Source organism: Streptomyces sp. NPDC051310 (assembly GCF_044455245.1).
Classification (GTDB): Bacteria; Actinomycetota; Actinomycetes; order Streptomycetales; family Streptomycetaceae; genus Streptomyces.
In genome coordinates this window covers 1-25,262 of sequence record NZ_JBITEO010000039.1, presented here as the reverse complement: position 1 = coordinate 25,262, position 25,262 = coordinate 1, and the positions used below count along the sequence as shown (strand labels likewise).

The 25,262-nt window shown below is 74.4% G+C and carries 23 protein-coding genes; 19 read left to right on the top strand and 4 right to left on the bottom strand.

Annotation, left to right across the window (positions count from 1 at the left end; all coding sequences use genetic code 11):
- Positions 1–192 precede the first annotated feature (192 nt).
- The 19 genes from ACIA79_RS33095 (at position 193) to ACIA79_RS33005 (ending at position 21,877) form a co-directional block, all read left to right on the top strand.
- The gene (locus tag ACIA79_RS33095) at positions 193–978 is read left to right on the top strand and encodes an SDR family NAD(P)-dependent oxidoreductase (RefSeq protein ID WP_399432129.1); all 786 of its coding nucleotides are present in this window, start codon (positions 193–195) and stop codon (positions 976–978) included.
- 16 nt (positions 979–994) lie between these two features.
- Positions 995–1,645: a sigma-70 family RNA polymerase sigma factor gene (locus tag ACIA79_RS33090; protein ID WP_399432128.1), complete on the top strand. Its 651-nt coding sequence runs from the start codon at positions 995–997 to the stop codon at positions 1,643–1,645.
- Positions 1,645–2,844 carry an MFS transporter gene (locus ACIA79_RS33085; protein ID WP_399432130.1) on the top strand — a complete coding sequence of 400 codons (1,200 nt, stop codon included), beginning with the start codon at positions 1,645–1,647 and terminating at the stop codon, positions 2,842–2,844. The genes ACIA79_RS33090 and ACIA79_RS33085 overlap by 1 nt, the downstream gene beginning before the upstream one ends.
- Positions 2,845–2,968: 124 nt before the next feature.
- Complete coding sequence (locus ACIA79_RS33080; RefSeq protein WP_399432127.1) at positions 2,969–4,639, top strand: FAD-dependent oxidoreductase; 1,671 nt, start codon at positions 2,969–2,971, stop codon at positions 4,637–4,639.
- A gap of 607 nt (positions 4,640–5,246) precedes the next feature.
- Entirely contained in the window at positions 5,247–6,443 is a 1,197-nt protein-coding gene (gene wecB, locus ACIA79_RS33075; RefSeq protein ID WP_399432126.1) for a non-hydrolyzing UDP-N-acetylglucosamine 2-epimerase, read from the top strand.
- A gap of 235 nt (positions 6,444–6,678) precedes the next feature.
- The gene (locus tag ACIA79_RS33070; RefSeq protein ID WP_399432125.1) at positions 6,679–7,473 is read left to right on the top strand and encodes a hypothetical protein; all 795 of its coding nucleotides are present in this window, start codon (positions 6,679–6,681) and stop codon (positions 7,471–7,473) included.
- Positions 7,474–7,493: 20 nt separating this feature from the next.
- Positions 7,494–8,762, top strand: coding sequence for an FG-GAP repeat domain-containing protein (locus ACIA79_RS33065; protein WP_399432124.1), 1,269 nt, complete (start codon positions 7,494–7,496; stop codon positions 8,760–8,762).
- 180 nt (positions 8,763–8,942) lie between these two features.
- Complete coding sequence (locus ACIA79_RS33060; RefSeq protein ID WP_399432123.1) at positions 8,943–10,190, top strand: acyltransferase family protein; 1,248 nt, start codon at positions 8,943–8,945, stop codon at positions 10,188–10,190.
- Between the two features lie 45 nt (positions 10,191–10,235).
- Positions 10,236–11,024 carry an alpha/beta fold hydrolase gene (locus ACIA79_RS33055; protein WP_399432122.1) on the top strand — a complete coding sequence of 263 codons (789 nt, stop codon included), beginning with the start codon at positions 10,236–10,238 and terminating at the stop codon, positions 11,022–11,024.
- A gap of 185 nt (positions 11,025–11,209) precedes the next feature.
- Positions 11,210–11,896 carry a hypothetical protein gene (locus ACIA79_RS33050; protein WP_399432121.1) on the top strand — a complete coding sequence of 229 codons (687 nt, stop codon included), beginning with the start codon at positions 11,210–11,212 and terminating at the stop codon, positions 11,894–11,896.
- Positions 11,883–13,667: a GH3 auxin-responsive promoter family protein gene (locus tag ACIA79_RS33045; protein ID WP_399432120.1), complete on the top strand. Its 1,785-nt coding sequence runs from the start codon at positions 11,883–11,885 to the stop codon at positions 13,665–13,667. Before ACIA79_RS33050 ends, ACIA79_RS33045 begins: the two co-directional genes overlap by 14 nt.
- Positions 13,664–14,524, top strand: coding sequence for a class I SAM-dependent methyltransferase (locus tag ACIA79_RS33040; RefSeq protein ID WP_399432119.1), 861 nt, complete (start codon positions 13,664–13,666; stop codon positions 14,522–14,524). The genes ACIA79_RS33045 and ACIA79_RS33040 overlap by 4 nt, the downstream gene beginning before the upstream one ends.
- Position 14,525: 1 nt before the next feature.
- Positions 14,526–15,977 (top strand): FAD-dependent oxidoreductase, encoded by a 1,452-nt coding sequence (locus ACIA79_RS33035; RefSeq protein WP_399432118.1) that lies wholly within the window; start codon positions 14,526–14,528, stop codon positions 15,975–15,977.
- The gene (locus ACIA79_RS33030; RefSeq protein ID WP_399432117.1) at positions 15,974–17,125 is read left to right on the top strand and encodes a hypothetical protein; all 1,152 of its coding nucleotides are present in this window, start codon (positions 15,974–15,976) and stop codon (positions 17,123–17,125) included. The genes ACIA79_RS33035 and ACIA79_RS33030 overlap by 4 nt, the downstream gene beginning before the upstream one ends.
- Positions 17,122–17,931 carry a DUF6182 family protein gene (locus tag ACIA79_RS33025; RefSeq protein ID WP_399432116.1) on the top strand — a complete coding sequence of 270 codons (810 nt, stop codon included), beginning with the start codon at positions 17,122–17,124 and terminating at the stop codon, positions 17,929–17,931. Before ACIA79_RS33030 ends, ACIA79_RS33025 begins: the two co-directional genes overlap by 4 nt.
- The gene (locus ACIA79_RS33020; protein WP_399432115.1) at positions 17,924–18,766 is read left to right on the top strand and encodes a LysR substrate-binding domain-containing protein; all 843 of its coding nucleotides are present in this window, start codon (positions 17,924–17,926) and stop codon (positions 18,764–18,766) included. The genes ACIA79_RS33025 and ACIA79_RS33020 overlap by 8 nt, the downstream gene beginning before the upstream one ends.
- Positions 18,763–19,650 (top strand): alpha/beta fold hydrolase, encoded by an 888-nt coding sequence (locus tag ACIA79_RS33015; protein ID WP_399432114.1) that lies wholly within the window; start codon positions 18,763–18,765, stop codon positions 19,648–19,650. Before ACIA79_RS33020 ends, ACIA79_RS33015 begins: the two co-directional genes overlap by 4 nt.
- Entirely contained in the window at positions 19,644–20,495 is an 852-nt protein-coding gene (locus ACIA79_RS33010; RefSeq protein ID WP_399432113.1) for a class I SAM-dependent methyltransferase, read from the top strand. Before ACIA79_RS33015 ends, ACIA79_RS33010 begins: the two co-directional genes overlap by 7 nt.
- Positions 20,496–20,542: 47 nt before the next feature.
- On the top strand, positions 20,543–21,877 hold the full coding sequence (locus tag ACIA79_RS33005) for a cytochrome P450 (protein WP_399432111.1): 1,335 nt from the start codon (positions 20,543–20,545) through the stop codon (positions 21,875–21,877).
- Positions 21,878–22,021: 144 nt separating this feature from the next.
- On the opposite strand, the gene ACIA79_RS33000 is transcribed toward ACIA79_RS33005, so the two are convergent.
- From ACIA79_RS33000 to ACIA79_RS32985, 4 genes are all read right to left on the bottom strand, one after another.
- The gene (locus ACIA79_RS33000; protein WP_399432110.1) at positions 22,022–23,032 is read right to left on the bottom strand and encodes an MsnO8 family LLM class oxidoreductase; all 1,011 of its coding nucleotides are present in this window, start codon (positions 23,030–23,032) and stop codon (positions 22,022–22,024) included.
- Positions 23,029–23,622: a hypothetical protein gene (locus ACIA79_RS32995; protein WP_399432109.1), complete on the bottom strand. Its 594-nt coding sequence runs from the start codon at positions 23,620–23,622 to the stop codon at positions 23,029–23,031. Before ACIA79_RS32995 ends, ACIA79_RS33000 begins: the two co-directional genes overlap by 4 nt.
- Before the next feature lie 28 nt (positions 23,623–23,650).
- Positions 23,651–24,526 (bottom strand): alpha/beta hydrolase, encoded by an 876-nt coding sequence (locus ACIA79_RS32990; protein ID WP_399432108.1) that lies wholly within the window; start codon positions 24,524–24,526, stop codon positions 23,651–23,653.
- Between the two features lie 81 nt (positions 24,527–24,607).
- Entirely contained in the window at positions 24,608–25,057 is a 450-nt protein-coding gene (locus ACIA79_RS32985) for a VOC family protein (RefSeq protein ID WP_399432107.1), read from the bottom strand.
- Positions 25,058–25,262: the final 205 nt, after the last annotated feature.

Below are 25,262 nucleotides of genomic sequence, written 5' to 3'. Positions count from 1 at the left end.
GAACTAGGGCCGGTCCTCCGGCCCGGGCGTGCCCGGCCGGTTCCGCACCACAGGACCCGGCCGGTCCGCCCGCCACAGACCCGGCGGTGCACCCCTCCGTCATCCCCCGCCCCGGGGTGCACCGCCGAACCCTCCCCTCCCTCCTCGCCCGACCCGCTCCCCGTTCCGTCCCTCCACCACGAAAGAGCACTGATGGACCTGCACCTGGCCGACCGGGTCTTCCTCGTCACCGGCGCCTCCACGGGCATCGGCGAGGCGACCGCCCGGCTGCTGGCCGCCGAAGGGGCCCGCGTCGTCGGCGTGGCCCGCCGCACGGACGGCATCGACGCCCTCGGCCCCGGGGTGACCTCGGTCGCCGCCGACCTGACCGACCCCGAGGCGGCCCCGCACGTCGTCGCAGCCGTCCTCGAACGGCACGGCCGCCTCGACGGCGTGGTGAACAACGCCGGTGCCCTCACCTCCCACGACGGCTTCCTCGACGTGACCGACGAGGAGTGGCACGCCGCCTTCGAGGTCAACTTCCACGCCCACGTGCGGATCACCCGCGCGGCCCTGCCGGCCCTGCTGGAGCGCGGCGAGGGCAGCCTGGTCCACGTCGCCAGCGAGGCCGCCCGCTTCCCCGACCCGTCCATCGCCGACTACGCCGCCACCAAGACGGCCCTGCTGTCGCTCTCCAAGAGCCTGTCGGCCGAGTTCGCCCCGCGCGGCATCCGCTCCACCGTCGTCTCGCCCGGCCCCACGCGCACCGCGCTCTTCGACGCCCCCGGAGGCTTCGCCGAGCAGCTGGCCGAGCGGTACGGACTGCCCGCCGACGAGGCCGTCGACCACTTCATCCGCGAGGAGCGCAAGCTGCCCAGCGGCCGGATCGGCACGCCCGACGACGTCGCGCGGATCATCGCCTACCTGCTCTCGCCGCAGGCCGCGCAGGTCACCGGCGCCGAGTGGGCCGTGGACGGCGGAGCACTCCGCCAGATCTGACGCCGAAGGACACCCGATGACCGACACCCTCACCCCGGCCGCCGGCGGCCTCCTCGCCCCGGCCGAAACCGACGAGCAGCGCACCGCCCGGTTCGAAGGGGATGCCCTCGGCTACCGGGACCAGATGTACGCCGCCGCCCTGCGGCTGCACCGCAACCGCGCGGACGCCGAGGACCTGGTGCAGGAGACCTTCGCCAAGGCCTACCAGTCCTTCCACCAGTTCCGGGCGGGGACCAACCTGCGGGCGTGGCTCCACCGCATCCTGATCAACACCTTCATCACCCTCTACCGCAAGCGGCAGCACGAGCCGCAGTGGGCGCTGGTGGGGGAGGCCGACGACTGGCTCCAGGTCCGGGCCGCCGGCCACGGCGCCGCCCGGCTGCCCTCGGCCGAGTCGCAGGTGCTGGACCGCATGGCCGACCACGAGGTGCTGGAAGCGCTGCAGGCCCTGCCCGCCGAGTTCCGCACGGTCGTCTACCTCGCCGACGTCGAGGGGCTGGCCTACCGGGAGATAGCCGCGCGGCTGGGCGTCCCCCACGGCACGGTCACCTCCCGGCTCCACCGCGGCCGCCGCCGGCTGCGCGCGCAGCTCACCGACTACGCACGGCTGCGGCGCCTGACGGCCGCCGAACCGGGCACGGGCGCCACGCCCCGGAAGGACCGATGATGCCCGCCGCCCTGCTCGCCCTGGCGCTCGGTGCCTTCGGCATCGGCACCACCGAGTTCGTGATCGTCGGTCTGCTGCCCGAGGTCGCCCGCGACCTGTCGGTGCCGATCCCCAGCGCCGGCATGCTGGTCACCGGTTACGCCCTCGGCGTGGTGGTCGGCGCGCCGCTGATGACCGCCGCGGGGGCCCGGCTGCCCCGCAAGACCATGCTCACGCTCCTCATGGGCATCTTCATCGTGGGCAACCTGCTGTGCGCGCTCGCCCCCACCTACGAACTCCTCATGGCGGGGCGGCTGGTGGCCGCCCTCACCCACGGCGCCTTCTTCGGCATCGGCTCGGTCGTCGCCGCGAACCTCGTCCCGCCGGACCGCAAGGCGAGCGCGATCGCCCTGATGTTCATCGGGCTGACCGTGGCCAATGTGCTCGGTGTGCCGCTGGGGACCGTCCTCGGCCAGCACTTCGGATGGCGCTCCACCTTCTGGGCCGTCACCGCGCTCGGTGTCGTGGGGCTGGCCGCCGTCGCCGCCCTCGTACCGCCGCAGCCGAAGGAGCAGGCGGGCGGGCTCCGCGGTGAGCTGGCCGTCTTCCGCCGCCCGCAGGTGTGGCTGGCGCTCGCCATGACCACCCTGGGCTTCGGCGGGGTGTTCGCCTCCTTCACGTACATCGCGCCGATGATGACGGAGGTGGCCGGCTTCTCCGCCGGAGCGGTCGCCTGGCTGCTCGTCCTGTTCGGCGTGGGCCTGTGCGTGGGCAACGTGCTGGGCGGCAAGGCCGCCGACAAGGCCGTCATGCGCAGCCTGTACGTCATCCTGGGCGCGCTCGCCCTGGTGCTGCTGGTCTTCGTCCAGACCGCCCGCGCACCGCTGCCCGCCGCGATCACCGTCTTCTTCTTCGGCGTGGTGGGGTTCGCCACCGTGCCCCCGCTCCAGACGCGGGTCATGCAGAAGGCCGAGGGCGCGCCCGCCCTCGCCTCCGCCGCCAACATCGCCGCCTTCAACCTCGGCAACGCGATCGGCGCCTGGCTCGGCGGCCTCACCGTCGAGCACGGCCTCGGCTGGACGGCACCCAACTGGACCGGAGCGCTGCTGGCCGCGGCCGGCCTCGGCGTGGCGCTCTTCTCCGGCCTGCTCGACCGGCGGTCGGACCGGCGGCGCACGGCCACCGAGGAGCCGGGGTCCGCCCCGTACGCCTCCGTCTGACGACACCTCCGCCTGCCCACTTGCGCATCCCGACCCGTCGCGCACCCGCGCGTCCCGATCCTTCCCGACCTGTCCCACGGGCTCGTCCCTCCATCATCACGACAAGAACCCGAGGTAACCGATCATGAGTGGAATCAATCGCCGCAAGGTCCTCAGCGGCACCGCGGCCCTGGCCGGCGGCGTGGCCGTGAGCGCGGGCCTGGCCACGTCCGCCGCCGCCGCGCCCGCCGGTACGGGGGAGGCGGCGCAGTTCGGCGCCACCATCCGCCCCGGAGACGCCCTCTACCCCGACCTGACCACCGGCAACAACCAGCGCTTCGTCGCCAGACCCGATTACATCAAGATGATCAAGTCGTCGGCCGACGCCGAGAAGGCCCTGCGCGACGCGTTCCGCGCCGGCAAGCGGGTCTCGGTGCGCAGCGGCGGCCACTGCTTCGCCGACTTCGCCTGCAACCCGGACGTCGAGGTCATCCTCGACTTCTCCGAGATGACGGACGTCGGCTACGACGCCCGCCGCCGGGCCTTCTACGTCGAGCCCGGCGCCCGGCTCATCAACGTCTACGAGGCCCTCTACAAGGGCTGGGGCGTCACCATCCCGGGCGGCATCTGCTACAGCGTCGGCGCGGGCGGCCACATAGCCGGCGGCGGCTACGGACTGCTCTCCCGCGCCCACGGCCTGGTCGTGGACCACCTGTACGCGGTGGAGGTCGTGGTCGTCGACGACAAGGGCCGCACCCGGACCATCGTCGCCACCCGCGAGGAGGACGACCCCCACCGCGACCTGTGGTGGGCCCACACCGGCGGCGGTGGCGGCAACTTCGGCCTGGTGACCCGCTACTGGTTCCGCTCGCCGGACGCCAAGGGCACGGCCCCGCAGGACCAGCTGGTCTCGCCGCCGTCCACGGTCCTGGTCAGCGCGGTGGACATCCCGTGGGACCAGCTCGACGAGGTGACCTTCACCCGGCTGCTGAAGAACTTCGGCGCCTGGCACGAGACGCACAGCGGGCCCGACTCCGAGTACCGCCACCTCAGCAGCCTGTTCAACGTCAGCGCCAAGGCCCACGGCAGCCTGGGCATGTTCACCCAGGTCGACGCGACGGTGCCCGGGGCGCGGAAGCTGCTGGACGACTACATGGCGGCCATCACGGCCGGCACCGGCATCAAGCCGGGGGCGCTGACGAGGCCCACGGGCGAGCTGCCGGCCATGCCGGAGCTCGCCGCGCCGCGCACCCTGCCGTGGCTCCAGGCGACGCGGCTGGTGGGCACCAACAACCCGACCATCACCAACCCCACCTCGCGCGGCGCCCACAAGTCCGGGTACATGCGCAAGAACTTCACCGACGCGCAGATCGCCGCCCTCTACAAGCACATGACGCGGCCGGACTTCCAGAACCCGGACACCATGCTGGTGCTGTTCTCCTTCGGCGGCCGCGTCAACGCGGTGGCGCCCGACGCCACGGCCAACGCGCAGCGCAGCTCCGTCTTCAAGATGTGCTTCCAGACCTTCTGGGCCGACGAGCGGGAGGACGACTTCTACCTCGGCTGGGTGCGCGACCTGTACGAGGAGTTCTTCGCGGCGACGGGCGGTGTGCCGGTCATCGACGACCGCACCGACGGCTGCTACATCAACTACCCCGACCGGGACGTGGCCGACCCGCGGCGCAACCGCTCCGGCGTGCCGTGGCAGACGCTGTACTACAAGGAGAACTATCCGAAGCTGCAGCAGGTGAAGCGGCGTTACGACCCGTCGAACTTCTTCCGCCACTCGCTCTCCGTGGAGCCGGCCAAGCGCTGACCGCGACCGCTCCTTTTCCGCCTGCCGGCACCGCTGCCGGCCGGCCCGCCCTCCCGGCGCGCCGGCCGGCCGGGCCGGGACGGCTCCCCCGGCCCCGCGAGGGGCCGCCGAAGCCTCCACAGGCCTCCTGAGGGCCTGTGAGCCCCTGGACGGCCCTCTGAGGCCCCTGGGCGGCCCCTGAGGCCCTGATCCCCCCACTGCGCCCGCCGCGTACCCCGCGGCGGGCGCAGTGCTGTTTCCGCCCCGGCCCCGCGGTCTCAACTGCGCCGCGGGGCCGGGGCGTTGTGCGCGGGATCCGGCCACGGGCCGACGCGCGCCGAGAGCTGTGCAAGTCACACCGATCCGGCTTGACGACGGAGATAGCTCACGGAAAAGATATCTCTCGTCCGGCAGGGAGTACCCGCCCCGGAGCTTCCGCTCCGAGAGGCGTCGCACCTTCCGCTCCCGCCGGCGGCGCAGTGCCGCGCTGCTGACGCACCTCCGGCGCCGGAGCCCTTCTCCGGCCCACGGCACACGCCCCACACGCGCACCTCGCACGGCTCCTGTCACGACCTCACGCCGTCTCGACGCCCACGTCACCGCCCCACGTCGCAAAGGAATGACAACCATGCGGTCCGTCGCAGTAGTTCTCGGTACCAGGCCCGAAGCCATCAAGTTCGCCCCGGTCATCCGCGCGCTCCAGGACGACCCCAGGTTCGACCCGGTGGTGATCTCGACCGGTCAGCACCGCCAGATGCTCGACGAAACACTCGACGCGTTCGGCCTCAAGCCCGACATAGACCTGGAGATCATGGCGCCGAAGCAGACGCTCTCCCAGGTCACCTACCGTTCGCTGCGCGGTCTGGAGGAGCACTTCGCGGTGCTGTCCACCGAGGCCGTACTGGTTCACGGCGACACGGCGACCACCCTCGCCGGCGCCCTGTCGGGCTTCCACCACCGGATCCCGGTCGTGCACGTGGAGGCCGGGCTGCGCAGCGGCCACCTCGACTCCCCGTTCCCGGAGGAGGGCAACCGCCGCCTGGTGGCGCAGGTCGCCCGCCTGCACCTGGCGCCCACCCCCGGCAACCGGGCCAACCTGCTGCGCGAAGGCGTCAGCGAGGACAGCGTCGTGGTCACCGGCAACACCGTCATCGACGCCCTGCAGTGGGCGTGCGACAAGGCCGACGACTACGGCGACCCGGCCCTGGCGGACCTCGACACCGACCCGCGGCGGATCATCCTCGCCTCCGCCCACCGGCGCGAGGCCTGGCCGCACCTGCCGGAGATCGCGCAGGCCTTCGCGGAGATCGCCGACGAGCCGGACGTCCGGGTGGTCGTGCCGCTGCACCGCAACCCGGTGGTGCGCGAGGCGATGCTGCCCCGGATCGGGCACCACCCCAACATCACCGTGGTCGACCCCCTGCCGTACCTGAACTTCTGCCGTCTGATGCGCCGCGCCGACATCATCCTCTCCGACAGCAGCGGTTCGCAGGAGGAGGGCCCGGCGCTCGGCAAGCCCACGCTGGTCCTGGGCACGGTCACCGAGCGCTCCGAGGCCGTCGTGGCCGGCACCGCCCGCCTGGTCGGCGTCACCACCGACAGCATCGTCGCCGGAGCCACCCGGCTGCTGCGCGACCCCCACGAGTACGACCGCATGGCCGCCGCCGCCAACCCGTACGGCGACGGCCGGGCCACCGAGCGCACCGTCGGCGCGCTGGCCCACTTCTTCGGTGACGGCCCGCCGGTGGAGCCCTTCGTCCCCGGCACCCCCGTCGACGAGCTCGCGGCCGAACTGGCCCGGACCTCCTCGTACGCACGGACCTGACCGTCCCGCCGCGGCGCACCGCGCGCCGAGCACCGCCGCACCGCGCACCCGAGTCCGTACCGCGACCCCCGGGTCCGCACCCCGCCCCCTCCCCCTGTCCGAATCCGCACCCGCCCCGCAATCCGCCCCTGAATTCGAACCCGAGTCCGAATCCGAACCCCCAAGCGGCCCGCGATCCGCACCCGAACCCACCCCGCACACCGCATCCGCACCCGACCGAAAGGCTGCCAGCGCCGTGTCCGACACCGTGCTCGACGCTCCGCCCGGCACCACCGCCGGCACCGGGGCAGCGGTCGAGCCCCCCACCGAGACCCCGCTGAACTTCACCGGCCCGCGCGTCGAGGCGACGCTCGTCCGCAACGCCCGCGACCACCGGATCCACGGGACGGCCATCGTCGTCAACACCGGCATCAGCGCCGTCCCCCTCGCCGAAACGCCCCGCACGAGCATCCCCGCCCTGTCCTCGGCCATCCTCGCCGACACCGTCATCGAGCGGGCCGACACCCTCGTCCTGCTCCGGGTGCACGACGACGGCGGCATGGCCGGCATCACGGGCGAACCGGGATGGGCCCTGCTGGGGGACCTCTTCGGTGAGGACGCCGCTCCGGGCGACGGCCTGCCCTTCCCCCGGGAGACCCCGCTGTGGAAGAGCCCGCAGGACGACGCCGGCACCGTCACCTTCGACGCCGCCCACCTGCTGAAGGAGATCCCGGAACCGGCCGCGCCCGAGACCTTCGACATCAAGGTCAACCTCTGGTACGCCCCCGCCGGCACCGACTGCTTCATCCACAACCAGCACGACTTCATCGAAGTGCACACCCAGGTCCACGGCATCGGCCGCATGCAGAAGTTCCGGGAGCAGGACCACCGGACCCTCTACCAGGACGTGGTGATGAGCCCGGGCTACACCACCCCGGACCCCTTCTGCTCCACCGGCCCCGACGGCACCTACGTCTACCCCTGGCACCAGTACCGCGCCGACACCGACTGCGTCTGGCTCGCCGTCGAGTACCACCGCCGCACCCGCTGACTTCCCCGAGGAGACCCACCATGACCAGCAACTCCCTGCCCGACTTCCAGGCCCCGAAGTTCACCGCCGAGCTCGTCGCCGACCAGCTGCGCGACGGGTACTGGCTGGAGGCCCCGGACATCGACGGCGACGGACGGCCGGACCTGTTCGGCTACGGGCTGCGGCTCGGCGAGATCTACTGGTACCAGAACGACGAGCGGTGGACCCGCCGCCTCGTCCAGGACAAGATCAAGATGCCGGTCGGCGCGGACTTCGCCGACGTCAGCGGCAACGGCAGCCCCGACATCATCGTCTGCTACGACCTCTACGGCCCGATCGGCACCATCCACGACGCCAACACCGCGGGCGGGAAGATCGACTGGCTGGAGAACCCCGGCAGCCCCGACAAGGACGAGTCGCGCTGGAAGCGCCACTACATCGGCCGCGCCACCGGCATGCACCGGCTGCGCGTCGGGCACTTCACGCAGACCGAGCGGCTGGAGGTCATCGGCCTGCCGATCGTGGCCAAGGAGGACGTCCACGCGGTCCTGCCGGTGGTGATGTTCACCCAGCCCGACGACGTGCACGCGGCCGAGGAATGGCCGATGACGGTCATCGACGACAGCCACTTCCGCATGATCCACGGCGCGGAGAAGAAGAAGGGCCTGATACCGGGCTCCGACCGGGACTCGCTGCTGCTCGCCTCCGACGAGGGCGTCACCTGGCTCTACTGGGACGACCGGCGCCAGGAGTGGATCCGCAAGCTCATCGGCACCGGCGAGCTGACCCAGTTCGAGCAGACCGGCTTCCGCGGCAGCGGCGACCTGAACGCCGGCCGCCTCGGCGACGACCCGATGGCGTACGTCGCCGCCATCGAGCCCTTCCACGGCAACACCGTCGCCGTCTACACCAAGGCCACCGAAGGGCCGGCCGACGAGGTGGAGTGGAACCGCGTCCTGCTCGACGTCTACGGCGACCCCAACGAGAACGGGGAGGGCCCCGGCCACCAGATCGTCTGCGCCGACTTCGACGGTGACGGCGACGACGAGTTCCTGGTCGCGCTGCGCGGGCCGTGGCCGTGGCAGGGCGTCATGTACTACAAGGCCATCGACGCGGCGAACGGCATCTGGGCCAAGTGGCGCGTCTCCGAGGAGTCCGTCGCCCGCATCGCCACCGCGGACTTCAACGGCGACGGCCGGCTCGACTTCGCCACCATCGCCTACTCGGTCCAGAACTACTACGTGGCCAAGGACGCCAAGCTCATGCTCTACCGCAACGAGATGGACGTCCCCCGGCGCGACACCGAGTAGGGCGACGCACCCACCTCCCGCACGACACCCAGCAGCACGACGCGGGGGCGGCCGCCGCCCGGCGGCCGCCCCGGCCGGCTCCCGCCCGGCTTCCCGCCCGTCCCCGCGCCGCGCGCCCTTCCCCGTCCCGTCCCCCGTCCTGTTCCCCGTTCCGTTCCCGCGCCGGAAAGCGTCCTCATCATGTCTGTGATCTCCTCCGCCCGCTCCCGGGCGACCGCCGCCGCACCCACCCGGCCCGCCAACCTCCCGTCCCTGACGGGGCTGAGGTTCTTCGCGGCCCTCCTGGTCTTCTTCTTCCACGCCTCGCTGACGGACTCGCCCATCCCGCCGAACGCGCCGATCAACCCCTTCGCCCACGACGGCGTGGCCGAGGTCTTCACCACGGCCTTCAGCAAGGCCGGCTACATGGGCGTGTCGTTCTTCTTCGTCCTCAGCGGCTTCGTCCTCGCCTGGGCCTCCCGCCCCGGTGAGCGGCTGACGTCCTTCTACCGGCGCCGCGTGTGCAAGATCTTCCCCAACCACCTCGTGGTGTTCGCCGCGTCGATGCTGCTCTTCGCCGGCGCCGCCGTCACCAGCGTGGGCCACTGGCTGCCGAACATGCTGCTGCTGCACACCTTCTTCCCGCAGCCGGCCATCAACCTCAGCGTCAACCCGCCGAGCTGGTCCCTGGGCAGCGAGTTCCTCTTCTACCTGCTGTTCCCGCTCCTGATCGTGCTGATCCGCAAGATCCGCGAGAACCGGCTGTGGCTGTGGTCCGGCCTGATGATCGCGGGCATGGTGGGCGTCCAGCTGGTCACGCGCTTCCTCATCCCCGACACCCCGAAGTCGGCGATCACCCCCATCTCCGACATGCAGTTCTGGTTCGGCTACCTCTTCCCGCCCACCCGGGTCTTCGAGTTCGCCCTCGGCATCATGCTGGCCCGGATCGTCCTCGCGGGCCGCTGGCCGCGCCGCATCGGCATCGGCGTCTCGGTGGTCCTGTCGGCGATCGGTTACGCCGCCGCCCTGGTCGCCCCGTTCGAGTACGGCTTCGTCGTGGCCACCATCATCCCGGTCGCCGCACTGATCTGCTCCGTCGCCACGGCCGACGTCCAGGGGCGCGAGACCTGGCTGCGCAGCCGGCCCATGGTGTGGCTCGGTGAGGTCTCCTTCGGCTTCTACCTGGTGCAGGGCGTCACCATCTTCTACCTGCGCTCCCTGCTCGGCGAGGCCACGTACAGCATCCCCGTCGCGATCCTCGTGGTCATCGGCTTCTTCGCCGCGTCCCTGCTGGGCGGCTGGCTGCTCTACCGCTTCGTGGAGACGCCCGCCATGCGCCACCTGAGCCGCAGCCGCAAGCGCCCCGCCGCCCCGGTCGCCATCCCGTCGCCGGCCCCGGCGACCCACGACACCCTCGTCGAGCAGTCCTCCGCACCGACCCGGAGCTGACCCGGCCGCCCCGGCCCCACCCATCCCTGAGGAGGCGTCACCCCCATGTCCACCGTCAGCGTCGCGGGCACCGAGGTCCACTACCGGGTCGAAGGATCCGGGCCCGGCCTGCTCCTCGTCCACGGCTCCACGGCCGACTCCGAGGCCAACTACTCGGCCGTGCGGCCCCTGCTCACCGACCGGTTCACCGTCATCACCCCCGACTACGCGGGCAGCGGCCGCACCCCGCTGCCGGACGGCGAGCTGACCCTCGGCCTGCTGGTCGCCCAGGTCGCCGCGGCCGCCCGCGCCGCCGTCGACGGACCGGTCGACGTGGTCGGCGCCTCCCTCGGCGCGGTGGTCGCCGCGGCGCTGGCGGCCGAACAGCCCGAGCTGGTGCGGCGGCTGGTCCTCGTCGGCGGCTGGGCCCGCAACGACGATCCGCGCCAGGAGCTGGCGCTCGGCCTGTGGCGCCGGCTCGCCGACCTCGACATCGAGGCGTACCAGCAGTTCATCACCCTGCTGTCGCTCTCCCCGGACCGGCTGACCGCCATGGGCCGCGAGGGGATCGCCGCGGCGGCCAAGGCCGCCGACCCCTCCGAGGGCGCCAAGCGCCAGATCGACCTGGACCTCGTCGTGGACATCCGCGACCGGCTGGCCGCGATCCAGGCGCCCACCCTGGTCGTCGGCGCCCGCCAGGACATGGTGATCCCGGTGGCGCACTCCAGGGAACTGCACCGGGGGATCGCCGGCAGCCGGTACACGGAGCTGGACTGCGGCCACAACGTCCCCTTCGAGCAGCCCGCCGAACTCGCCGCGCTGCTCCGCGACTACCTGGACCAGCCGGCCGGCTGACCGGCCGGCCACCGGGCGCACGGCAGGACCGGCCCCGGCAGGTGCCCCGAGACTTCGGGGACTTGCCGGGGTCGTTCCCGCGACCCCGTCCACCCCGACATACCGAACGGTATCTACGTAATGTTCTCCGGCGTACCGGCAGGCCGCAGCAGCCGGCCGCGACCGCCACGCCGAACCATCCGGGGGTGCACTGCTCCATGGTCCTGGACCACTCCACAGCCGACTCACCGGCCGGACAGGCCGGTCCCGCCTTCTGCGTGCTGCTCGGCGCCGACTACGCCGGCAAGTCCTCCGCCATGAGACATCTGCGCGACACGTCCGCGCCCTGGCGGCTCGTCTCCGCCGACGACGCCTTCCTCGGCACCGAGCACGACCTCATACGCCGGCTCCGCCGGGCCGTGGTCACCGACGTCGCCGCCCGGCCCGACGCCTGGTCACCGGAGTTCTTCGCCACGCTGATCCAGACCGCGGTCCTCCACCTGCGCGACCGGCTGCTGGACGACCGCACCGGCACCCCGGCCGTCGTGGACTCGTACTACTACAAGCTGCTGGCCAAGTGCCGGCTGGCCGGCGTGCCCGAGAACCCCATGTTCGCCTGGTGGCGCACCCTGCCCCGGCCGCGCCGCGTGATCTGGCTCGACGTGCCCCCGGGGACCGCGTGGGGGCGCACCCGCGGCGGCGCCGCACTCAACCGGCTGGAGTACTACGGGGACCACCCCGACCGGGACGGCTTCGAGCGCTACCAGAGCGACCTCGCCAAGACCATGCGGGACGAGATCAGGCACCTGCCGGTGACGGTCGTCCACGCCGACGGCGACCCGGAACGCACCATGCGCGACATACAGGAGGCACTCGCCCATGAACTCGCCTGACACCTGGACCGACCCGGACCGGCTGCGCCGCTACCGCGAACGCGTCCTGTCCGAGCGGGAGCGGCTGCGCGCCGCGCACGCCGACGCGGCCGCGCACCAGCGGCGGGTGCTGGCCGACCTCGTCGGGTGCAACGCCTCCACCGCGTACGGGAAGGAGCACGGGTTCGACCGGATCCGCACCCTGGACGACTGGCGCAAGGCGGTCCCCGTCCAGGACTACCGGGCGCTGGCCCCCTACATCGAGCGCGCCGCGGCCGGCGAGCCGGACGTGCTGAGCGCCGACCCGCCCGTGGTGTTCTTCACCAGCAGCGGCACCACCGGGGCGCACAAGAAGATCCCGGTCACCGCGCGGTTCATGCACACCACCTTCTTCCCCTTCTACTACGCCGCGTGGGCGCCGCTGATCGAGCACTTCCCCGAGGTGATCGCCCGGCCGGACGCCGTCCTCAACCTCAAGCACGACCCGCTCGCCGCCCCGCCGACCACCGCCTCGGGGCGCCCCCACGTGGGGGCGAGCCAGGTCGACTTCGGCGAGAAGTTCGGCGAGCCGCTGTCGGCCGAACCCGGCACCTCCGCCCCGTGGGCCACCCTGCCCGTGCCGGTGGAGCCCGGCGCCCACCTGGAGAAGATGTACCTGCGCCTGCGGCTCGCCGTGGAGAGCGACGTGCGCTGCGTGATCGGCATCAACCCGGCGATGGTCGCGGCGGTGCCCTACCAGCTCAACCTGTGGTGGTCGCGGATCGTCAAGGAGGTCCACGACGGCACCGTCGGCGGACTGCCCTCCGGAGCCCCCAACCCGCACCGCGCGGCCGAGCTGGAACGGCTCGCCGCCCGGTCGGGCGCGGTGCGCCCGGCCGACGTCTGGCCGCACCTGAAGGCGCTGTTCTGCTGGACCACCGGCGTCGCCTCCCTGTACCTGCCGCGCCTGAAGGAGGAGTTCGGCGCCGGGGTGACCGTGCTGCCCGCCCCCGTGGCCGCCTCCGAAGGCCCCGTGGGCGTCGCCCTGGACCGCCACCGCAGCGCCGGCAGCCTGGTGGTGACCGCCTCGGTGTACGAGTTCGCCGACGCCGGCGCCGAGCTGGGCCCGGACACCGAGACCCTGCGGCCCGAGGAACTGGAGACCGGCCGCGACTACCACGTGGTCTTCAGCCATGTCGGCGGTCTGTACCGGTACGCCGTCGGCGACGTCGTCCGGGTGACCGACCGGGTGGACGGCGTGCCCCGCGTCGAGTACGCCGGCCGCGCGACCCTCTCCGACGCCGTGGGGGAGCGGCTGCGCGACGCCCAGGTGATCCGCGCCTTGGCCGCCGCCCTGGACGCCGGGGGCCTGGAGGTCCGCAACGCCGCCTGCCGGGTGGAGCGGAGCGCCGGAGCCGGCGCCCCCGCCTACACGTTCGCCCTCGCCCCGCGCACCCCGTGGACCGACGACGAGACCCGGCGGTTCACCGGCCGGCTCGACGGTGCCCTGGAGCGCGAGTCCGCCGGCTACCGCGACGCCCGCCGCTCCGGGCGGCTGGCCGCCCCCACCGTCACGCTGCTGTCCGCCGAAGCGTTCCTGCACGACTGGCAGTCCACCGTCGCGGCCGGCGTACGCCCCACCCAGGTCAAGGACCGGCTGTTCCGGCAGGACCCGGAGCAGTGGCAGCGGCTCACCGGCCGCGCCCCCGGGCCCGCCCCGGCCGCCCCGCACGCACAGCCCGCACAGCCCGCACCGCCCGCACCGCCCGCGCAGCCCGTACCGCCCGTACAGGAAGAAGGTTCACCGTCATGACCGCATCGCTGGACGCCGTCGAGCGGACCGCCCTGCTCACCGCCGCCCTCCGGGCCGCCGAGAGCAAGCGTCCCGACCGGCTCTACGAGGACCCGTACGCGGCGGCCCTGGCCGGGGACATCGGTCCCGAGCTGCTCGCCGAGGTGCGCGCCGCCACCTTCCCGCCCGGCCGGGAGCGCACCCTGCCCTCCACCCCCGACTACAACGCCATCCGCACCCGGTTCTTCGACGACTACCTCCAGGACGCGGCGCGGGACCCGGCCATGACGCAGATCGTGCTCGCCCCGGCCGGCATGGACTCGCGCGCCTACCGCCTGGACTGGCCCTCCCACATCCGCTGGTTCGAGGTCGACCGGCCCGCCGTCCTGGCGTACAAGGAGGAGCAGCTCGGCGCGGCGGCACGGCCCCGCACCGACCACCGCCGCGTCGCGGTCGATCTCACCTCGCCGGACTGGGAGCGCGACCTGTGCGACGCCGGGTACGACCCGGCGCTGCCGTCGACGTGGCTGCTCGAAGGACTGCTGTACTACATCCCCGAGCCGGACACCCACCGCATCCTCCAGCGGGTCGCGGCCATCTCCGCCCCCGGCAGCCGGATCGCCGCCGACATCGTCAACGCCGCCGCCCTCACCCTGCCGCACATGCGCGGCCTGCTCGACGTGTTCTCCGGCTGGGGCTGCCCCTGGCTGTTCGGCAGCGACGAGCCGGAGGAGCTCTTCGCGCAGTACGGCTTCGACGTGCGCGCCGTGCAACCGGGCGAGGAGGGCGCCGACTTCGGCCGCTGGCCCGACCCGGTGCCGCCGCGCTCGGTGCGCGACGTCCGCAGGGTGTTCTTCGTCCACGGGAGGAGGAGCTGACATGCGCAACGCCGTCATAGCCGGAGGGGGCGTCGCGGGCCTCGCCACCGCGCTCGCCCTCTCCGCGACCGGCTGTCGCGTCCTGATCCTGGAACGTTCCGCCCGGCCGCCCCAGTGGTCCGTCGGCGAGTCCGCGGGCCGCTGGGTGCGCCCCACCGTCCCGCAGGCGTCCCACTCCCACACCCTCACCTCGCTGGGCGTCACGCTGCTGCGCGCCCGCGCGCCCCAGGTGCTGTCCGCGGCGCGCGCCACGGGCGCCAAGGAGCTCGACCTCACCCTCGCGATGCCGCCCGGCGCCACCGACCGCGACCGGGAGCCGGGCGACGACGACCTGGTCGCCCTCGCCTGCCGCCGCACCAGCCTCGAACTGGTGCTGTACCGGGCCGTGCGCGACCTGCCGGGCGTCCTGATCCAGCACGACACGACGGTCCGGGGCGTGGAGCTCGACCCGGCCGGGCGCCGCGTCGCCGCCGTCGTCACCGACCGCGGCGAACGCCTCCCCGCCGACCTCGTCGTCGACGCCACCGGGCAGCGGGCGATGGCCCGGACCTGGCTGGGCCGGGCGGGCGTTCCCGTAGGCGACGACGTGACCAGCCCGTCCGGACTGGCCGGCTACTCCCGCTTCTACCGCCTGACCGGCGACGGCGGTTACCCGGGCCCGGTCAACCGGGGCAACGCGGCCGGTGACATCTGGGACCACTACGCCGGGGTGCTGCACCCCGCCGACAACGACACCTTCTCCATCGCCCTGGCCACCCTCCCCGGCGACCACGCTCTCGCCGGGCTGCGCACCCGCGCCGGCTTCACCGCCCTCGCCCGCGCCACACCCGGCCTCGGCCCCTGGCTCGCGCCGGGCGTCTCGGAGCCGATCTCGCCCGTGCACGCCATCACCAGTCCGCCCAACGCCCTGCGCTGGGCCGCCACCCAGTGCCGGGTGGCGGGCCTCTTCGCGGTCGGCGACGCCGCGTGCGTCACCAACCCGCTCTTCGGGCGCGGCATGTCCCTGGCGCTGGCGCACGCCTTCCTGCTCGCCGACGAACTGGCCCGCCACCCTGCCGTCGGTCCGGCGCAGAGCCGGGCGGTGGCCCGGGCGGCGGAAGCGCTCCACCGGCCGTGGTACGACCACGCGGCGGCCGCCGACCGCGACCGCATCGCCCGCTGGCGGGCCGCCGTCCAGGGCGCACCGGCACCCGCGGGAACACCCTCGGCCGGGGACCCCGACCGGCCGCCCACGTCCGCCGAGATCGCCGCCGCGGCGCGCAGCGACGGCGTGGTCTGGCGCGGCCTGACCCGCATGCTGATGAGCCTGACCACGCCCGCCGAACTCCTGGGCGACGAGAAGTTCGTCACCCGCGTACGCCAGGCGCCCGCCCCCGCCGCCCCGGGGCGTACGGCACCCTCCCGCGACGAGCTGGTGGCGCTCGTCGCGGCCGCGGAGAGGAGCCGTCCGTGACGGCCCTGACCCACGCACCCGCCACCGCCGGCTCCGCGCCCACCGGCGGCCGGGTCCTGCTGGCCCCCATCACGATCACCCCGTCCAAGCCGCTGACCCCCAGCCACCTCAAGGGCCTGCTGTGGACGGACGTGATGTACCGGGCCACCCGCGGCGTGGCGGACGTGACCTTCCGCTACAGCCCCACCACCTACCACCCCACCGAACAGACCCTGGCCTTCTGGGAGTACCTCGACCGCACGCGCGGCGACACCGACTACGACGGTCTCACCGAGGAACGGATCGGGGAGCTGTACGTCGCGTTCCGGGCCGAGGCGCGGCGCGCCCCCGCCGAGGCGCTCCAGCCGTACGCGGTGGCCGCCGAGCGCGGCTGGGTGCACCCGGCGGGCGCGCGCGTCCTGCGCCTGTGGGCCGGGCACTACGCCGCCCTCGGCATGCACGACCCCGGGCTCACCCGCCACCAGCCGCCGGGGCTGGACCTGGACGGCATGATCGAGCGCCTCGGCGCGCTGGGCATGTGCCTGGACCAGCGGGGCACCGGCGGTCCGGTCTACCTCGACGCGACCCGGTACGGACTGCCGCTGCGGCAGATCGTCACCGCCGCCGGCCGGCCCAACTACCTCGCCTGCGCGCTGCGCGAGCTGCTGCCGATCGCACCGGACCACGACGAGGTGGTGCTCCTCTACGACACCGAACTGGACCCGGACTACCAGCAGCTCGAACGGGTCCTGGCCGCGCTCGGCCCGGCCGTGCGCCGGGTCCCGGTCGGCCGCGTCCCCATCGACGGCCGCATCCGCTCGGCCCGCCACGGCGGCTGGCAGGACCACCACGCCGGCGCCCTGCTCACCGAGGCCCTCGCCGCGTACCCGCCGCCCGTGGTCCGGCTCGGCATGCGGCTGTACTTCATCGCGCTGCTCGGCCCCGGGCAGCAGCAGTCCTTCCGCGCCGACCTGCTGCGCCAGTCCATGTCCCGGGCGGAGCGGCTGCTCGCCGCGGCCGGCGCGGGAGACCCGGACACCCTGCCCGCGCGCCTGGGACGCCACCGCCGCGACCACCGGTACGTCGACCCGTACCGGCTGACGTCGAGCCTGCTCGGCAGGCGCGGACCGGCACCGGCCGCCGACCTGCTCGCGGCGGTGTACCTGTGACGCCGACCCAGGAGCGGCTGCGGCAGGCGGCCGCCGCACGGATCCGCACCGCCCGGCCCGACCTCGCCGTGCGCTTCGACCTGGCGTCCGCCGAAGGGCTCCTGGCCGCCCAGGCCGCGATCCAGGGCGCCGCCCAGGGCTCCGGCCCCGCGCCGGGCGAAGGCGACGGCGGGGGCCGGAGCGGCAGCGGCCCCGCGCCGGACACCGACGACACCGTGGCCGCCGTGGTGATCGGACGGCTCGACCTGGCCCAATGGGTGCGGTCCACCTGCGCGTTCGCCCTGTCGCTGGCCGGGGAGCGCGCGGCCCTGTGGCGGCGTTCCTTCACCCGTACGGTGTTCCTGGCGGGCAATCCCGCCAACCTCCGCGACCGGTTCGCCTTCGCCCACACCGCCGACGACGGCTCGGCGGCCTGGGCCGGACCCGGGCCGGCGTCCGAGACCGCCGCCCTGCGCCGGCTGCTCAAGCTGTTCCACGGGGACGCCGCACTGCCCGCCGCGCCGGACCTCACCGTCCGCGTGCCCGGGCGCGCGGGGGCGGCGGGCCGCCCACCGGTCCACCGCCACCTGTACCTCGCCACCGCGGGCTGCTCCGTGTCCGAGGCGCTGGTGCACCTCAACCACGTCCTGGCGGAAGCGGTACTGGACGGGCTCATCGCGCACGGCGACGCGGTGACCATCCGCCAGGTGCCGCGGCTGATGGGCGTGCCGGCGTCCTTCGCGGCCCTGCGCGTCACCGCCGACACCACACTCCCCGGGCGGCTCCGTGCCGCCGCCGGGCTGACCGAGGAGACCCCCCTTGACTGACCGACCGACCCCGCCCGGGACCACCCCGCCCCCGGCCGGCCCTCCGGCGATCCGGCTCGGCTACCACGGCTCGGCCGAGGTCGCCCACCGCATCCTGCGCCTCGCCGGCCACGACCCCGCCGGTGTGCTGCTGAGCCAGTACGACGTCGCCGACCCCTTCCGGGGCGTGCGCGAGGGCGGACTGGACCTCATGATCGTCAAGTTCCGGCTGGACGAGCCGGATCTGGCGGTGAGCCGGGTGCTGACGTACGACGCCCGCGCGGCCGTCGTCGGCGCCGGGCACCCGCTCGCCGACCGCGCGTCGGTCTCCATCGAGGAGCTCGCGGACTACGACGCCTTCGAACGCCCCGGCACCATGCCCGACTACGTCTGGGACGAGGTCGTCCCGCCCCGGACGCCCGCGGGCCGCACCATCCACCGCCGCCACCGGGTGACCGACGTGCCGCGCATGATGGCCCTGGTGGCCGGCGAGGGCGCGGTCCACATCTCGCTCGTCTCGCTGGCCGACGTCGCGCCCCCCGGGATCCGGGTCGTCCCCATCCACGACCTGCCGCCCGCCCCGGTCGCCCTCGCCTGGCCCCGGAGCACCGCACTCGCCCCGCACATCGCCGACTTCGTCGCCCGCGCGGAGACGGCGGCACGGGCGGACGGCGCCCCGTCCGAGGCGGCACGGGCGGACGGCGCCCCGTCCGAGGCGGCACCGGCGGACGGCGCCCCTTCCGGGCCGGCACGGGCGGACGGCGCCCCTTCCGGGCCGGCACGGGCGGACGGCGCCCCCTCCGCGGCCGGGCCCGCGGCCCGCGCCCACGCCGGGGCGGGAGGCACCGGCCGATGAACGCCACCGACCGGACGCGCATGCCCGTCGTGCTGCTGCACGCCCTCGCCCTCCACTCCTCCATGTGGGACGCCCAGCGCCGGGCCCTCACCGCGCTCGGCCACCCCGTCATCGCCCCCGACCAGCGCGGCTTCGGTTCCGCGCCGCTCGGCGACGCCCCGCCCTCGCTCGACGTCGTCGCCGACGACCTCGCCCGCCTGCTGGACGGGCGCGGCGTCGACCGCGCCGTGATCGCGGGCGCCTCCATGGGCGGCTACACCGCCATGGCCTTCCTCGCCCGCCACCCCGACCGGGTCGCCGGCCTGGCCCTGCTGTCGGCCCGGGCCACCGCCGACACGCCGGAAGCGGCGGCGCAGCGGCGGAAGTTCGCCCGTCTCGTCCGGCTGGACGAGGCCCGGGGGCCGCTCGTCGACCGGTCCAGCGCGCTGCTCGTCGGCACCACCACCCGCGCCGAGCGCCCCGACGTCCTGCGGCGCGTCACCGCCGACGCCCGGGCCGCCGACCCGGCCGCCCTGGCCTGGGCCCAGCTGGCCATCGCCGCCCGCCCGGACTCCACCGGCACCCTGCGCACCGCCCGCGTACCGGCCGTGGTGATCGCGGGTGAGGAGGACGAGCTCGTCCCGCACGACGACGCCCGGCACGCCGCCGACGCGCTGCCCCACGGGCGCCTGATCACCCTCCCGAAGGCCGGGCACCTGCCCCCGCTGGAGACGCCCGAGGCGGTCACCGCGGCGCTGCGGGAACTCCTGCACGCGGTCGACCCGAGCGACACGACCGACGCGACCGACGCGACGGACACGGCCGAAAAGGCCACGGCGGCCGGAGAGAACACGGCGGCCGGAGAGACCGGCGCGACCGAAGAGACCGAGGTGCGCGCATGCTGACCGACGACCACAAGGCCTGGGGCTACACCACCTCGACCGGCCTCGGCTTCACCCACCACACCGTCGTGGACGCCCACTTCCGCGCCTGCGAGGGCCCCTACCTGGAGTTGCTCGGGCAGGCGGGCATCCGGCCCGGCGCGCACGTGCTGGACGCGGGCTGCGGCCCCGGCGACTTCCTGCCGCACCTGGCGGACCTCACCGGTCCCGCCGGCCGGGTCACCGCCGTGGACCTCGCCCCGGAGAACGCCGCCCTCGCCGCCGAGCGGGCCGCCTCCGGCCGGCTCCCGTGCCCCGTGGACGTGCGGCAGGCCGACCTCACCGCCCTGCCGTACGACGACGACACCTTCGACGCCGTCTGGTGCGCCAACACCGTGCAATACCTGGACGACGACCGGCTCGCCGCGGCCCTGCGGGAGCTGGTCCGCGTGGTGCGCCCCGGCGGCACCGTCGCGGTCAAGGACCTGGACGCCCACCTGATCACGGCGCGCCCGGCCGACCCGTACCTGTTCGCCGATTTCTTCCGGGCCGCGGCCGCCGACCCCGGCTACGCCCGCCAGCTGCTGCGCTCCCGCGAGCTGTACCGCCACCTGCGGCAGGCCGGGCTCACCGGCGTACGGCAGCGCACGGTCCTCATCGAGCACCACGCCCCGCTCACCGCGGCCGCCTCCGGCTTCTACCGGGCGGCCTGCGCCCAACTGGCGCCGCAGGCCCTGGCCCTCGGGCTGAGCGCGGAATGGGAACGGTTCCTCGACCCCGAGGCGGCCGACCACCCGCTGGGCGACCCCGACGGCTACATCAGCGAGGGCAACGTCCTGGCCGTCGGCACCGTCCCCGCCACCGGCTGACGCCGCCGCGGCCCCCTTCCCGTACGAGCCCGACGAGGAGTCCGGACATGTCCGCCACCACCTCATGCCCCCCGGCACCCGGAGGGGTTCCGCTGCTCGGCCACGCCCCCGCGCTGCTGCGCCGGCCGCTGAGCTTCTTCGAGTCGTCCCGGACCGCCGACCCGCTGGTACGGGTCGGCTTCGGCCCCATCGGCCTGTACCTGGCCAACGACCCCGCCCTGGTGCACCGCATCCAGGTCGACACCGACACCTTCGAACGCGGCCGGTTCTTCGAGCGGCTCGCCGCCAACTTCGGCAACCCGCTGATCGCCTCCAACGGCCCGGAGCACCAGCACCAGCGCCGTACCCTCAAGCCCGCGTTCAGCCGGCGCAGCGTGCGCGACCACACCGCGGTGATCGCCGAGGAGGCCGAACGGCGGCTGGGCGGCTGGCGGCCCGGCGCCGTGGTCGCCGCGGACGAGGAGATGTCGGACCTGGTGACGGCGGTCGTGCTGCGCTGCCTGTTCACCACGGAGCTGCCGCCCGCCGTCGTCAGCGACATCCGCACCACCCTGTACATGATCGCCCGGCGGCTCCTGGCGCGCACGGTCTTCCCCGACGCCGTCACCGAGTTCCCCACGCCGGGCAACCGCCGCTTCAAGGCCGCCGTGAACCGGTTCCACACCACGGTGGACCGGATGGTCGCGGAGCGCCGGGCCGCGCCGGCCGGGGACCACCCCGACGTGCTGGACGCGCTCCTCGCGACCCGGCACCCGGCCACCGGGCAGCCGCTCACCGGCACGGAGATCCGCAGCGAGCTGCTGATGCTGCTCTTCGCCTCCCTGGAGACCACCAGCACCACCCTCAGCTGGGCGGTGTTCGAGGCGACCGTACGGCCCGAGGTCCAGGAGCGGCTGCGCAAGGAGGCGGACGCGGTGCTCGGCGACGGCCCGGTCGGCTACGACCGCCTGCACGACCTGGCGTACACCCGCCGCGTGCTGCACGAGACGCTGCGGCTGCGCTCCCCGATGCTCTTCACCCGCCGCACCCGCCACGACGTCGTCCTGGCCGGGGTCGCGGTCCCGGCCGGCTCCGAGGTCGGCTACAGTCCGCGCGCCATGCACCGCGACCCGGTCCTGTACCCGGACCCGCGGCGGTTCGACCCGGACCGGTCGGCGCCCGAGAGCGGCCAGGTCGTGACGCGCGGGGCCTACTTCCCGTTCGGGACGGGGCCGCACCGGTGCATCGGGGAGCACCTGGCGATGACCGTGATGACCGTCGCGCTGGCGACGCTCTTCTCCCGGTGGCGGCTGCGCGTGGCGCCCGGGACGCGGATCCGCGAGGCCAACAGCTCCCTGCCGCACCCCAGCAGCCTCCCGCTGGTCCCCACCCCGCACGACTGACGCCGGGCCGGCGCGGACGCCCCGCACCCCCCTGCCCCACGCCCCGCACCTTCGTACACGCCGAACCGCCGGGCCGGATTCCTCCGGCCCGGCGGTTCGGCGTCCCCGGGCTGCGCGGTCCGCGCACACCCGCCCGCGTGTCCCCTACGCGGCGGCGGGCGCCCGGTCGGCCTCCGGTGCCTCCTGGCCGGACAGGTCGAAGGCCTGCGCCAGCAGTTCGTAGGAGCGCACCCGGTCGGCCGGGTCGTGGGTGAGCGTGTTGATCACGAGTTCGTCGACGCCGTGCGCCGTCGCGAGCCGCTCCAGCTCCTCGCGGACCCGCTCCGGCGTACCGGTCACCAGCGCCTGGCTGTTGACGGCGGCCCGCTCCGCCTCCGCGGTGCTCCAGCGGTGCCGCCGCGCGGCGTCCACCGAGGGCAGCGGGCGGTCCTGCCCCAGGTCCTTGCGGCTGCGCCACAGCAGCAGGCTCAGCGCCAGCCCGTCGGCCCGCTCCTGTGTGTCGGCGGTGACGACACGGACGGCCAGCACGCCCTTCTGCGGACCCCACGCCGACGCCGCAAGCCCCTGGCGGTAGCCCTCCAGGGCGACCACGCCCGGGTCGGGCGCGAGGAAGTGCGCGAAGGCGAACGACGTGCCCAGCTCACCGGCGAGCGCGGCGGAGCGGGTCCCCGCCCCCAGCAGCCACAGCCGCGGGGGGATCTCGGCCGCGGAGACCAGCGGCGGCAGGGGCGGCAGCGACCCCGCCCCGCCGCCCTGCCCGCCACCAAGGCCGAGCAGCCGGCTCACCTCCTGCACCTGCTGCGGGAACCGGGCCGCCGGGCCCCCGGCCCGCCCGAGCCCGAGGTCGACCCGGCCCGGGTGCAGCGACGCCAGGACCGAGAACACCTCCGCCACCTTCAGCGGTTCGTACCGCGGCAGCAGGACGCCGCCGGTGCCGATCCGCATGCGCCGGGTGCGCGACAGCAGCGTCCCGGCCAGGATCTCCGGGGCCGTGCCGGCGAAACCGGGGGAGTGGTGGTGCTCGGCGACCCAGTAGCGGGTGAACCCCAGCGCGTCGGCCCGCTCCGCGAGCTCGACGGAGGCGCGCAGGGCGTCGGAGTGCGTGAACCCCTCGCCGACCGGGGACTGGTCGAGGACGGACAGGCGTACGGTCATACCGGCAGCCCCTTGGTCCGCGGGTTGAGCACCGCACCCGGACGCAGCGGACCGCCCTCGGCGACGGTGGCCGGCACGATCCTGAAGTCCCGCTGGAAGACCAGGTTGTGCAGGTCCGCGGCGGCGATCGCGCGCAGGAGGGGCAGCTCCGCGGCGGCCTGCCCGGCGTCGAAGACGTTCAGCGGCCACTCCCCGACCGTGGCGCCGCTCAGGTGCGGATGGTGGAACCCGCCCCCGTAATGCGCCCTGATCGTGATCGGGTCGATCTCGGTGATGCGCTGCTCGGGCCAGGTGAGCGCCCAGGTGGCGGCGACCCCGCCGTCCGGGGTCCGGCGCACGCCGCTGGCCCTGATCTCGCCGGTGTCGCGCAGCAGGTGCTCGTTCACCTCCCGCAGGGCCTGCTCGGCGTACGGGCCGAGCAGCTCGACCGCCGTGACGAACAGGCGCTCCTTGCCCTGGCGGGTGGCCTGGTCGCCGTGCAGGCCGTCGCGCAGGTCGCCGAAGTGCCGCAGCAGGGAGCCGAGATGGCCCGGCACGGAGGCGGTGGCGTCGGTGCCGGGGGCGTCGGTGACGCCGGGGGTGCTGGTCATGACCTCTCTCTTTCTCGGGTCGGGGCCGTCAGACGGCCCGGTCGTGGGGTGCGGTCGCGGCGGCCGACGCCGCCATCCGGTCGTGCAGGGCCGCGGCGAGCCAGTGGCGCAGCGCCCTGGGGTCCTCGGAGGAGTCCTGCTCGTCGCCGAACACGCCGGCCCCGTCGGGCTGCAGGAACGCGCCGTGCAGCAGGTGCGGGAACTGCTGGAAGGTGACGTCGTTGCCCGCCTCGCGCAGCATCCGCGCGTACGTCCGGACGTCGTCGGCGACCGGGTCGAACGCGCCGACGGCCAGGATCGCCGGGGCCACGCCCGCCAGGTCGCCGGCCTCGAAGGGCGTGCTGGGCGGGAAGCCGGGGCCGGTGTTGCCGCCCCGGTAGTCCCGCCAGGCGGCGACCATGCCCGGCTGGGTGGGGAAGTTGTTGAGGTAGCGGGTGTAGGACCGGGCGCGGCACGCCGGGTCGAGCGGGGGGTAGGCGAGGACCTGGGCGCTCAGCGGTTCGCCCCGGTCGCGCCGTACCAGCGCCGCGCACGCCGCGATCGTCCCGCCGGAGCTGTCCCCGCCGGCCGCGACGGGCGGCAGCCCCTCCTCGTCGGCCCGTTCCTGGGCCCACTCCAGGACGGCGAGCACGTCGTGGAGGGCCGCCGGGTGCCGGTGCTGCGGGGCCAGCCGGTAGTCGACGCTGACGACCGCGCAGCCGGAGCGGCGGGCCAGGTCCGCGCAGGCGGCGTGCCACCCCTCCAGCGAGCCGGACCGCCAGCTGCCGCCGTGCCCCCAGACCAGCCAGCCGACGTGTCCGGCCTCGGGCCGGTAGACGCGGACCGGTATGTCGTGACGGGTGGTCCGGATGCGCAACGGCTGCCAGACGACGTCCTGCGAGTAACGGTCACCGGTGTGCGGCATGGCGGCTCTCTCCCTCTCGGGTCGGTTGAGGAAAATCCTCCGCCGGCCGCCGCCGACCAGCCAGAACCGTGTTCTGGGTAGTCATCCCAGGGTCACTTTGGCGTCCGTCGGGGCGTCGTCGGGCAGATCGCGGTAGCCCTGGCTGACCTCGACCACGTTGCCCTCGGGGTCGGCGAGCCACACGCTGCGCCAGCCGGGGATGAACGCGTCGAAGTCCAGCGGCCCCAGGGTGACCCGCGCGGCGTCCCCCATGCGGGCCAGGAAGGCGTCCACGTCGTCCGTCTGGAAGGCGAGGTGCCGTACGGCTCCGGCGGCGTGCGGCCCGTCGGCGGAGGGCTCGGGTGCCGCGGCCGCCTGCGGGGGCAGCGAGCACAGCTCCAGGTAGGCGTCCCCGAGCCGCAGGAAGACGAACCGGGCGCCCGCCACGTCGAAGGAGCGGGCGCGCCGCATGCCGAACCAGCGGCGGTAGAACTCCTCGGTCGTGTCGAGGTCACGGCAGTTGAGGGCGGCGTGCGACCACCGCAGAGCCATGGGCGTCCCTTTCGACGGCAGGTGGTGGGCGGGCGGCCGCTTCGGCGCCACCGAGGGGGCCGGGCCGCTCCTCCACCCTCCGGGTCCGCGGACGGCGGAACAAGGCGTACTTGCCGAGGTCGGGCCGTACACGGCGGAAGTCCGGCCGCGGGTGCGTGTGTCGCGCACCGGCGGCCGGACTTCGGCGGCGGTCATTCGTCAGCCG